The organism is Aeromonas sp. ASNIH8, assembly GCF_002919855.1.
Classification (GTDB): Bacteria; Pseudomonadota; Gammaproteobacteria; order Enterobacterales; family Aeromonadaceae; genus Aeromonas; species Aeromonas caviae.
Window position 1 is genome coordinate 1 of the sequence record NZ_PQLN01000274.1, and the last position, 601, is coordinate 601.

The following is a 601-nucleotide window of genomic DNA, read 5'->3' on the forward strand; positions in this document are numbered from 1 at the left end:
GTAATGGCTCTTCCCCGGTGACGTCTGTTCACCGGGGCATCCCCCTCACAGGTGCATCAGCTGGCGAAACTCTTTCACCTTGCTGCGACTCACCGGCACCTGAAAATCGAGATCCTTCAGCCGTAGAATGTAGGTGTTGTTGAACCAGGGTTCGATCTCGCGGATCTTGTTCAGATTGACGCAAAAAGAGCGATGGCAACGGAAGAAGTGGCTCGCCGGCAGCTTGCTGCAAAATTCGGTGATGTTCATCGGCATGACGAACGACTCGCGGCGTGTGTAGACGAAGGTCATCTTCTCATGCGCTTCGGCATAATAGATATCGTTCATCGGCGTCACGATGATGCGTTCATCCTTGATCAAATTGATCGTGTCATTTTCGCGCATGACCGGTGAGGCCGCGACCTGTTCCGCGCCGGACTGCTGGTGCCAGGCGTGTTCCAGCTTCTGCAGCATGCTGACAATCCGCGACTCCTGGTACGGCTTAAGAATATAGTCGAACGCTTCCAGCTCGAAGGCCTCCACCGCATGCTCTTTCCACGCGGTGACAAAGACAATAAACGGTTTACTGGCAAACTGGCTGATGTTTTGCGCCAGCAGTACC

The 601-nt window shown here is 54.2% G+C and carries 1 protein-coding gene; it reads right to left on the reverse strand.

Annotated elements, in window-relative coordinates; all coding sequences use genetic code 11:
* Positions 1 to 45: 45 nt before the first annotated feature.
* A partial coding sequence (locus C3418_RS23875; protein ID WP_103859397.1) for a LytTR family DNA-binding domain-containing protein occupies positions 46 to 601 on the reverse strand: 556 nt, incomplete at its 5' end.